General features: G+C 57.1%; 7 protein-coding genes and 1 pseudogene. 2 read left to right on the top strand and 6 right to left on the bottom strand.

Annotation, left to right across the window (positions count from 1 at the left end; translation table 11 throughout):
* The 6 genes and pseudogenes from AKL29_RS28005 to AKL29_RS27980 form a co-directional block, all read right to left on the bottom strand.
* Positions 1 to 345, bottom strand: a pseudogene (locus tag AKL29_RS28005) (NAD(P)(+) transhydrogenase (Re/Si-specific) subunit alpha); the annotation flags it as partial.
* Positions 346 to 1,179: 834 nt separating this feature from the next.
* The gene (locus AKL29_RS41225; RefSeq protein WP_082190734.1) at positions 1,180 to 1,563 is read right to left on the bottom strand and encodes a c-type cytochrome; all 384 of its coding nucleotides are present in this window, start codon (positions 1,561 to 1,563) and stop codon (positions 1,180 to 1,182) included.
* Positions 1,564 to 3,279 carry a thiamine pyrophosphate-binding protein gene (locus AKL29_RS27995; protein WP_050386391.1) on the bottom strand — a complete coding sequence of 572 codons (1,716 nt, stop codon included), beginning with the start codon at positions 3,277 to 3,279 and terminating at the stop codon, positions 1,564 to 1,566.
* A gap of 289 nt (positions 3,280 to 3,568) precedes the next feature.
* Entirely contained in the window at positions 3,569 to 4,660 is a 1,092-nt protein-coding gene (locus tag AKL29_RS27990; protein ID WP_050386395.1) for an enolase C-terminal domain-like protein, read from the bottom strand.
* A 588-nt stretch (positions 4,661 to 5,248) separates the two neighbouring features.
* On the bottom strand, positions 5,249 to 6,487 hold the full coding sequence (locus AKL29_RS27985; RefSeq protein ID WP_050386394.1) for an ABC transporter substrate-binding protein: 1,239 nt from the start codon (positions 6,485 to 6,487) through the stop codon (positions 5,249 to 5,251).
* Between the two features lie 309 nt (positions 6,488 to 6,796).
* Positions 6,797 to 7,858, bottom strand: a complete 1,062-nt coding sequence (locus tag AKL29_RS27980) for a phosphotransferase family protein (protein ID WP_050386390.1) — start codon at positions 7,856 to 7,858, stop codon at positions 6,797 to 6,799.
* 879 nt (positions 7,859 to 8,737) lie between these two features.
* Between AKL29_RS27980 and AKL29_RS27975 the strand changes: the two genes are divergently transcribed.
* A complete protein-coding gene (locus tag AKL29_RS27975; RefSeq protein WP_244482467.1) occupies positions 8,738 to 9,589 on the top strand; it encodes an alpha/beta fold hydrolase in 852 nt (283 codons plus the stop codon).
* Between the two features lie 128 nt (positions 9,590 to 9,717).
* Positions 9,718 to 10,617 (top strand): MBL fold metallo-hydrolase, encoded by a 900-nt coding sequence (locus tag AKL29_RS27970; RefSeq protein WP_063779957.1) that lies wholly within the window; start codon positions 9,718 to 9,720, stop codon positions 10,615 to 10,617.
* Positions 10,618 to 10,854: the final 237 nt, after the last annotated feature.

Below are 10,854 nucleotides of genomic sequence, written 5' to 3'. Positions count from 1 at the left end.
TTCCATCGCGAAGGCGGACACGCCGGCATCGGCTATCGCCTTCAGCGCAGCCTCGTTGCCGTAGGGATCCATGATCGCGATGACCAGCGCGCCGCGCTTGTATTTGGACAGTTCGGAGGCCTCCGGCCGCTTCACCTTGATGATGATGTCGGCGTCCTTGAGCGCATCCGCGCTGACGGTCGCGCCAACCGCGGTGAACTCCGAATCGGGCAGCCCGGACTTGACGCCCGCGCCCGGCTCGACCGCGACCTCGGCGCCGAGCGCCTTGAATTTCTTGATGGTGTCGGGCGAGACCGCAACCCGCGGCTCGGACGGATCGATTTCCTTGGCAACGGCAATCTTCATGACGTCTTTACTCCAGCACCAGCGACGTCAGCTAGCACCTAGCTTCAGTGGTAGATCCCGGTTCAGCGCTGAATAACCACGTGCCACATCATGCCGTCGTCGCCAGACGTTCCCACGCGACCACATGATGAGAGCTAGTTTCACCGTGAGACGAGCCTCTGGTAACGACAAGGTCGTTCCAGTCGCGATGTGACTAGATAACTGCGATGGAGGCCTCAACATCAAATCTGATTATCTGCTGGTCATGGATGAATAGCAGCCCGCGCTCAGCACCTGCCTCGGTAACGCAGCAGGTTGGGATTGATCGTCGTCGGCTTGCCCGCCGGATCGGGCGCCTGCTCAGCAGTGACCGTCCATCGTCCCAGTCCATGAACCCAGCCGGCTCGCGCGCACCCCTCTCCGAGGAGGTCCGGGCCGGACCGTCGACGGATTCATCGAACGGTCCGAGGACGCGCGGCAAATCTTGCATAGGTTAGGATGGCCGAACCGGGCAACGGTGGCGGCCCCGCGAGGAGCTGCTCCCGCGCCACCATCCACCCTATATTTGCAGGCCCACGCCAGGGATCATGGCAGTTGCGCCTTGACGCCATCGCCCCCGAGACAGATCGGTGGATCGGCGTCGCGACCTCGGCGGCCCTTATCGGCCCTGACCCCGGGCGGCCCACCTGCCGGGCAAATGGATACAATTCAGCTCGATTGAGAAGTCGAACGGAATCCCGCGCCGCATTACAGTGGCTCGCAGCCACTTGCGACGGTTCGTCCCTGCCCACGCCGATTGCGCGCCAATGGATGCATGCGACCCGCGATCGAGTCCGCCGACCGCGGCACGCAGACTCAACGCTTGAGAATCTCCGGAACGTCCTTTGGTTCAGGGGGCGCAGGCAGGCTCCTCAGATAGGCGTAAATATCGGTAACCTCTTTGCTACTGAGGACAGCCTCGCTGTATGTGGGCATGTCGCCATACGGCTCTCGCAGCACCTGCGCAAAGCCTTCGAGTGGCCACTCGACGCCAGCCAGCATCGGCACCGCCGTCACAAAGGAACCCCCCTGCCCTAATCGACCGTGACACTGAAAGCATCCTTTGCTGACGAACAGGCGGCGTCCGTTTACGGCATCTCCAGTGGAGTCGCTTGACTCCGCCCTTGCAGTTGCATCGGCTAGGAGAAACACGCCGATCGCAATCGCGCTCCAGCAGCAGCGCGTCGTTGATCCCTTCATTTAGCGCGCCTCCGTAATCACGTCCAGCAGCGCCGGCTCTCCTCGCTTGACGAGCGTCAGGGCTCGCTTAAGCGCTGGCCCGAGCTCCTTCGAATCCGTGATCGGCCCCTCCGCGTAGACCCCCAACCCTTTCGCGACGGTAGCGAAATCGATATCTGGATCGATGAGCGTAGTACCGATGTGAACGTTGTCGAGCCCGCGCATACGACGCCCGCTCATGACCTGCAGATGCATCCGTTCTTGGTTGTAGGCGCGATTATTGTGAACGACATACAGGAGCGGGATGCGATGGTGCGCTGCGGTCCAAAGCGTTCCAAGCGTGTACATCAGGTCGCCGTCGCCCTGAATAGCCACACTAATCCGGCCATGCTTGCGGTTGGCGAGCGCAGCACCAAGTGCCCCCGGCGCTCCATATCCCATCCCAATGCCGCCTGAACTTCCCGTAAAGCTATAAAATTTGCGGCTGTCCCAGAGTCCCCGCGGCCAAATATTGCCTAATCCATTGCCCACGAGTGACCAGTCCTCGCTTCGAATCTCGTTCCACAATTCAGCGCAGAGCCGACCGGTCGTGATCGGGCTCGCGTCCCAACCAATTGCGGCACGGCTTCGCAAGGCTTCAATCAGCTTCGCATGGCCATCCCCTAACTTGCTTCCACGGCCCTGAACCGCGCTCCGACGATCAGCGTTCATTTGCGACTTCACCGCCTCGAGCAAGGCAGGCAGCGTCGCTTCACCGTCCCCCATCACCGAGACGTCCACCCCCTCAAAGCGCTGAAAGTCCTGGTAGTTCGACTTAATGAAGATGTCGCCGGTCCCGATGCTAATCGTCTTGACGTCGGGCCTGGTAATCGATGCTTCACGTCTAACGATGCGATCGTTGAAGCTGTGCAATGTGCCCCAGTAGTCGCCGAGCTCAAGGCCGACGACAACGTCCGCTTGGCGAAGGATGTCCTTAGCCCTGAAGGTATGATTGAGGGCGTGCTGTGACGGGAAATTCGTACGTCCGCCCTGGTCGATGACGGCACACTGCAAGAGTTCAGCGAGCTCGACAAGTCGATCCATTCCGCCCTGCGTCCGCGCCATCCTGTCAGCGACCAGAACCGGAAACTCGGCGTTCGCCAATAGCTTCGCGACTTCGCTCACAGCACCAGCGTCACCGACGGGATACCTAAGCTGTGGCAACTTCGGAATCCACGGCCGTTGCGGCCCCTCAATTGGGTTTTCTTGCAGTTCGGCATCGAGCGACAGTAGCACGGGCCCCATTGGGGGCGTCATCGCGATCTTGTAAGCACGAAGTGCGGATTCGGCGAATTGCTGTAGTGAGCCCGGCTGATCATCCCATTTGATGAAATCACGCACCAGTGCAGCAGGATCCTGTGCAGAGTGTACCCATTCAATTCCAGGACCGCGTTTAGTGGCGTCCACCATGTTGCCGATAAGCACATAAATCGGAATCTTGTCACAGTAGGCATTGTAGAGCGCCATGGCGGCGTGTTGCAGACCAACCGTGCCGTGCAACGCGACACCAAGCGGCCTACCCTCGATCTTTGCATAGCCCTGCGCTATGGCGCATGCGATCTCCTCGTGAACGCACGTCAGTATTTCAGGTGCCTGGTTATTTCCGTGGTTGACAACGGATTCGTGCAAGCCGCGGAAGCACGAAGCAGGATTGATGGCGAGGTACTCAAGATTGAGCCCTTTGAGCACATCGACCATGAAATCCGCGCCACCTGTCGTTTGTGTGACGGGATCTGGTTTCGGAGCCGTTGTTTCGACCGTGACGTTCGGTCGAGCTAGCCTCGAAGGGCTTGACTTAGAGTCCGACTGAGCTTGCGCAGCGGTCGGAGCTAACGCCGTGAAGCCCGCAACGCCGGCTGCGCGGAGAAAGCTTCGTCGAGGAAGCGTCGAAGACTCAGTCTTCTTACTCATGCAGATTTACCATATATTCCTAGGAGGACATGTGATCGGTACGTAAGCAGATCGTGAGATCGCCGGCGAGGGTCGCTCAATCGACGAGGTGCTTCTGCACAACGTCTTCGTTCCACTCGATGCCAGCACCTGGCTCAGGTCGCAGGATGGCGTGCCCGTTTTCGATCTTAATGGGATCGCGCAGAATTGCGCTTCCGCCACCGACGTAGCTTTCCAGCCACTGACGTGTGGGCGTCACTGCCAACAGATGGCCGCTAAATTCCGGAAATAGATGGCTGGTAACGGGCAATCCGGCCGCCCCGAGTACTGCAGCCGCTTGAAGCCAACCCGTTACACCACCCATCCTCATGACGTCGAGCATCGCGTGATCCGACGCTTTCGCTGAGATGCTCTTCACCGCGTCCTGTACGCCCCACCAATTTTCGCCCAGCTGGATAGGCGTTCTCGCTTCCCGTGCAATGGTGGCATGCGCGTCAAAGTCATCTGCTCGGGTCGGCTCCTCGATCCAAATCAGACCCAAATCGTCCAACGCGTGGACCCGCCGCTGCGCTTCTGGAAACGAGAGACTTTGATTGTAGTCGACCATGATGCCAATTTTCGGCCCGACCGCAGAGCGGATCGCGCCGATAACCTCAAGATCCGCATCCAAGTCACTTCGTCCCACCTTCACTTTGACCGCCGTAAAGCCCAGGGTCACAGCCTTCTCAGCTTCCGCAGCAACAGCTATTGGGTCTATGCTAAAGAGACTGCCGTGAGCCGGGATCGGCTCGATGTTGCCGCCGAGTAGTACCGCGAGCGGCAACTTCGCCGTCTTAGCCAGAGCATCCCAGGCAGCCATATCGATCCCGGCTATCGCTAGGCAAGCAAGCCCTTGCCATCCCGGCATATGCAACCACTCGCGCAGCATTCGATGAAGCGAGAGAGGCGAAAGCGGCGCTTTCTCAGCCAGAGATCCCATACTTCGCACGATTTGGACCAGCGGTTTGAGAAGCGCCGGAACATAGCAAAGCAAGTATGACGACCCAGTAACGCCGTACTCTGTCTGCAAATCAATAAGAACCATTGGCGCAGAAGCGATCGTACGTCGCGCCATTTGAACGGGTCGCGGCATCGGAAGCTCGACGGCGCGAACTCTAAGCTCGCGAATGATCGGTGCGGGAGCTTCCAACATCATCTCCGTGTACGATCAAGCTCAGTTGTCTGTCGTATCGTTCGAATCCGGCACTTCCAGTTTGCACTGGAGTGCGCGAGTACCACGCTTTCGATGAGTTGTTCGCAGAACACTGAACTATCGAAGGAAGGAAGGTCTTCCGCTAGAGCTACCACCCACGTGCTTCAGCAATCAAATTCACGATTGAATAGCCCTTGAATGCTTTGGCGACCCCCGTTCCCTTGACAAATCAGAACGACGCGTGAATCCGCGTCAACGAGCAACTTGAAGTACAGACCTGGACTAAAGGAAAGCGCGATGCCGGAAGGGGCCACTAGTCGTCTTGAGGCGGTTCGTGTCAACACCCAGATCCTTGGGCTGATTTACCGTCGGAGAAGCCCTGCATAGGTGAGATGTTGTCAACGATATCCCGCGGCGGCCGGCCCGCCGGCAGGCATGTCGGTGCTCTCCCGCCGCCCCCAATGTCGAACTGCTTAGCAAAACGCTCTCGTGCTCCCCCTCTCCGGTGGATCGTCTCCATCGCCAGTTGCCTGCTCAAGCGAGCAAGCCGGCAGCAGACGATGGCACACCGGCGACTATTGCTCGCTATCGCGTGGGCTTACGCAGTGAGTCGCCGTCAGTCGCTTCGCCGATGAACTCCCACTTTTCCCCATCGAAACGCACCATGCGCATTTTCTTGACTGGCGCGTAATCAGTTGCCGACGTATTCACGAACACGCCGGGGATAATCGTGTCAGGAGCAAAATCCCTCAAATTCGCTGCCTGCTTCATCACGTTTTCACGCGTTAAATCGTCGCCACACATCTCGAGGACCTTCACCAACGTTTGAGCGAGGCTGTAGCTGAACGGTATCAAAGCGTCCGACTTGTTTGCGTCTCGATAATACCTTTCGAGAAATTGATAGAATTTCTTCATACCGGGATCGTTATCCCATTGTGGATCCGCACCATCCTTGACGAACGCTACCGACATAATTCCCCGAGCGTGCTGCAGCCCGGCGGGTCTAATTACAGACGCGATCGATGAAGAAACGTTGGTAACAATCTGAAGCGGCTTCCAGTCAAGCTCTCCGATCTTCTTGATCGCCTGGGCTGCAAATTTCGGATTCGCGAATTCGAAGATCACGTCGGCACCGGAAGCTTTGAGCGTCACAATATGACTATCGATTGTAGGCTCCGACAGATCATATTTCTCCTCGGCCACAACCATCGCGCTCTTTTCGCCCAAACCGTCCTTCAGACCCTTCAGATAGTCCCTTCCGAAATCGTCGTTCTGATACAAGACCGCGATTTTTGCGCCGGGTCTCTCCTTCATCAGGAATTGCGCATATAGTCGCGCCTCATCCTGATAACTTGGCTGCCATCCCATCGTCCATGGGAACTCTTTCGGATTGTTCCACCTACTAGCACCTGACACCAGGAACAATTGAGGCACTTGTTTTGAGTTCAGATACTTCTGAATAGCTGCATTGGGTTGCGTACCCAGCGAGCTAAAAATGAGCAACACTTCATCGCTTTCGACCAACCTCCGCGCCTGCTCGACCGTCTTTGGTGGGCTAGTGGCATCATCGTAGGAAATGAACTTTATCTTGCGCCCGTTAATACCCCCATCTTCATTTATCTTAGCGAAATAGGCAGCTTCCGTCTGCGCGATGACCGCATAGGCAGACGCTGGCCCACTATAGGGTATGGTGTTTCCAATTCTTATCTCTGTGTCATTTGCACCGGGATCATACTTCTTTTCCGCCGCCGCTGCACTTGTCAAAGATGACAGCACGGAAAGCGCTACCGAAGCGGTGACCAGCCCCAAGCGTGTGCAGTGCATACTCGTTTCCCTTTCCCAGTTGGTTCTCTTTGCCCCGGTGGCCCAAGGCAGCTCACGCATGAATGCTTCTTCAAATTTTGCGCAACCATTTCAGTTCTAAGTGGTCGCAAAGTCGAATTGTGCGGAAGCCTCTGAAATAAGCGAGATATGAGAGATTGAGAGAGACTTAGCGCGGCAATGAATCGAGTTCCTTGGCGACGAGGAGTGGCACGGCGAATTGCCAAGCGACCCGCCTATGACCTATCGGCTAATAGCGCTGCGTTTCGTCTTGAATCAGTTGCGCACCGATTGCGCTCAATTGGACGGAGGTCATCTTGCTCCAGCCTTCTGCGCGAAATCCCATGCCGCCTTCGCAAGCGGCATTGCGAGTGCCGCCGCCTCGCTTGCTTTGGCGCTTGCCGCAGTGCCCTCTCTTATGCGCCCTGCGATCCCTTGCATGATGCCGACAAGCCGAAACAAATTGTAGGAGAAATACCAATTCAAGTCGGGCAATTCGATTCCAGTGCAAGCGCCATAGATCTGCGCTGCTTCGTCCAGCGTCGGTATGTTGAGCGCAGTCAAGTCCGCCTGAGCCAAACCTCCTGGCAGAGACCACTGCATCAAGAGATAGGTAAAGTCCGCCATAGGATCGCCGACCGTCGACAGTTCCCAATCGAGTACCGCCCTTACCGAAGGCTCGATCGGATGAAAGATCATGTTATCAATGCGATAGTCGCCGTGCACGATGGCAACCCGTTCCTGCTTGGGTAGCGTCATTGGCAACCAGTCGATCAGACGTTCGACTTCCTCAATCCTTTCGCTTCCTGACGCGCGATATTGCTTGGTCCAGCGATCAACCTGACGGGCAAAATAGTTTCCCGGACGTCCGAAGTCTCCGAGGCCTAGTTTTTGTGGGTCGTAACTGTGAAGCCGCGCCAAGGTCTCAATCTTCGAGACGTACATGGCTCGCCGGTGCTCGCGGTCGATGCCTGGCAACGTCGCATTCCACAATACACGCCCAAGCTCCATAGACATCACATAAAAGGCTGAGCCGATCACCGTGTCTTCCATACACAATGCGTGTGGTTGAGCTACCGGGAAGCCCTGCTGATGAAGCATGGAGATTACGCGAAATTCGCGATCCACCGCATGAGCCGACGGAAGCAACTTGCCGAATGGCTTGCGGCGTAGCACATAAGATGTCGTGGGCGTGTCGAGCCGATAAGTCGGGTTCGACTGCCCGCCTTTGAACTGCAGGATGCTGAGCGGCCCCCTGTATCCTTCGACGTTCTCAGCCATCCAGGCGTGAAGCTTCTCTTCGTCTATGCGATGGCGCTCCTCGACCGGCTTGGTGCCAGAAAATTCCTCGTCCTGGTTTGTGGTTTCAGCCATGATTGGCTCTCGTCGCAGCATATTTCGAGAATTGTATTTTTGGACGCACGAAGTGACCGTGCCACGTGAACTCAAGCCGAGTGTGCGTGCGGTTACCAACCTCGACATGGCCATCAGCGGCACGAAGCAGACGCAACCGGGAATCAGACCGGGTGAGACGACGATCTGTCAAACCGTCTCCGGACTTGGCGTGCTTTTGTCGCGGCATAAACTTACTGCACAAGTCTTGCCTCGCTTTCGCATACAGCGGCTCAATCGCCCGAGGGGGCTCTTCCGGCTCTTATCCGACGGGCTAATCATTCCGGCTAAGTAAACTCACGTCGGCGCATCGGACAAATTCATTCTTGATCACAGCTTATTCAGATATGAATTCACTCCTCGAAAGGCCGTCGACTCTCAATCACGGGTTAGCGCTAGTACGAATGTCGGCGCGCACTTGCTAGCAGTGACCTACTTGGGGAAGCATCCTGCAGCAGCAACGACGCTTCAAACGGCTCCTAACTTGGCGTCACCATGCGAACTTAAAATGGCTGTGTGAGGATCGAATCAACCGTACAAAATCGCATTTTTGAAGGTCAGTCACTTCGCGTGCGCAACCGAGATCGTCCGCGGCCTCTCGTATACGCTACAAAGGCGTCCTCCAGCGACGATCGTTTGGAATTTCCGTTCGATCATATTTACATAATATTACCGTACGCTCATAATACTATGAGTGCGGCGTCCCGCACATTGTCAGCGTTCTGCCGCGCTTATTCAATTCTGAATTGGCTATCAGCGCGCCGGTACTTCTAAGATTGCTCAAGCGCACCACACGAGGAACAAACACTTATGCCGAACGCTTCCACAGCGCCGTCACGAGACCGCATACGTCAGCGCACAGTGAGCGCCAACGGCTTGGAATTTCCTGTGTTGGAAGCAGGCGCCGGGCCTCTTGTATTATGCTTCCACGGCTTTCCCGATCATGCGCAGAGCTGGATTCCAATGCTGAACCGATTGGCGACGGAAGGATACTGGGCAGTTGCGCCAGCAATGCGCGGATATTGGCCGGGAGGTGCCGCTCCCGACGGTTCGTACCGCGGTTCTGCGACCGGCGCCGATGTTGTCGCGCTAATTGAAGCTCTGGGACGTGATCAAGCCGACTTGGTCGGGCATGATTTTGGCGCGCGCGCAGTCTACTCAGCAGCCAGCGTGAACCCAGCGCGCGTTCGCAAGTTGGTGGGACTCGCCGTGCCTTACGGACCACAGCTGATGACCGCTTTCGTCGCGAATGGCGATCAGCAGCGACGCAGCTGGTACATGTTCTTTTTCCAGACAAGGCTTGCGGAGGTGGCGGTACCGCTCAACGACTTCGCGTTTATCGATAGGCTCTGGCGGGAATGGTCGCCGAGCTACGTGCGACCAGACGCGGATCGCGCCGCATTGAATCAGATGTTCCAGCAACCCGGCGTTCTGACCCAAACGCTCGGCTATTATCGCCAGCTGTTCGCACCGCCATCGACGGATCCTGCCGTGCAGGCGCTGGAAGCGCGAGCCAATGGTGCCATTCACGCTCCCTCACTTTACCTGCACGGCGTCGAAGACGGCTGCATGTCGGTCGATCTAAGCGACGGAATGGAGTCCGTCTTCAAGAACGGGCTGCAACGAATTGTCATTCCCGATGTCGGCCACTTTCTTCATCTGGAGAAGCCCGACGAAGTAGCCGATCATATCGTCCGCTTTCTGAAAGCCTGAAACAGCACATCCAAGTCTAACGGACTTGTCGTCTTATGCTGCGAAACCGAGAGCGCAGACGCCAAGCAACAAATAAGGCTAACGCGCCGTATGCAAGGCCAGCCGCGGCAATTTGAGGAGAGCAACACGTGAACAGCAATATCGGCACCACCTGGCAGATCGGACAGACGACTGTGACGCGAATCGAAGAGCTTCTTGGGCCGAGTTTGCAGCCCGAGGAGCTCCTCGCGACGTGGGACCCTGCCGTCCTTAAGGAACACGGGCACTGGATGGCCCCAAACTTTTACCATCCATCTACCAATCAATTTGTCATGTCTGTGCACTCTTGGCTGATCCGGACACCACACCATACCATTCTGGTGGACACCTGCTGCGGCAATGCCAAGAACAGGCCGGCGTCGCCCCACTTTCATCGACTTGACATGCCCTATCTGGATCGTCTCCGGTGCGCTGGCGTTGAGCCTGAAGACATCGACTATGTCCTCTGCACGCATCTCCACGTGGACCACGTTGGCTGGAATACTCGTCTACTCGATGGACGGTGGGTGCCAACGTTCCCGAACGCGAAATATGTGTTTTCGAGTAAGGAGCTGCAGTTCTGGGATCCCTCTCTCAATCCCCATCTGCCTGAGGAAGCCAGGGAAGTCTTCACCGACTCCGTGCTGCCCGTGATCGCCGCCGGCCAGGGTCAAGCCGTGGATACGACTGATCAACTCAGCGATAGTCTTCTAATTGAGCCGGCGCCGGGACATACTCCGGGCCAAATTTTGCTCCGGCTACTCAGCGGGCAAGACGAGGGTGTTTTCATTGGCGACGTGATGCACCATCCGATACAGGTCTATCATCCCACCTGGAACAGCCGGTTCTGCATGGACCCGGAACAGGCGGTCAATTCACGAATGCGGGTCCTCGACCATTGCGCCGAACGACACTGCCTGATGCTGCCGACACATTTCGGCGCACCGCATGCTGGTCGTATCCGCCGCGGGGCGGCCTCGTTTTCCCTTGAGTTCGGTGAAGCGCGCTGAAACTCTGATCCGCTTGATCCCAGCGGAATAAACGGTGAGGTCAGACAGGCGAGACTGGGAACGAACCCGGCTGTTATGACTGCTATCGTAGCCTACTCCGACGTGAGATGGCTCGTGCGGATCGACACCTTCAAAGACAGGGCGTATGGCTGACATACGCCCTGTTGCGAACGGGCCTGCCTCTTGTTGGCGTCCCAGACGGTAGGGGGTACGCATCCGACGGGCGCCGTCTTGTCT

This window comes from Bradyrhizobium pachyrhizi, from assembly GCF_001189245.1.
Taxonomy (GTDB): Bacteria; Pseudomonadota; Alphaproteobacteria; order Rhizobiales; family Xanthobacteraceae; genus Bradyrhizobium; species Bradyrhizobium pachyrhizi.
This window is presented reverse-complemented; position numbering and strand designations above follow the sequence as displayed.

Coding starts and splice junctions, on each gene's coding strand:
- AKL29_RS41225 (WP_082190734.1), bottom strand. CDS start 1,563: ATGAAGGGATCAACGACGCGCTGCTGCTGGAGCGCGATTGCGATCGGC.
- AKL29_RS27995 (WP_050386391.1), bottom strand. CDS start 3,279: ATGGTCGATGTGCTCAAAGGGCTCAATCTTGAGTACCTCGCCATCAAT.
- AKL29_RS27985 (WP_050386394.1), bottom strand. CDS start 6,487: ATGCACTGCACACGCTTGGGGCTGGTCACCGCTTCGGTAGCGCTTTCC.
- AKL29_RS27980 (WP_050386390.1), bottom strand. CDS start 7,858: ATGGCTGAAACCACAAACCAGGACGAGGAATTTTCTGGCACCAAGCCG.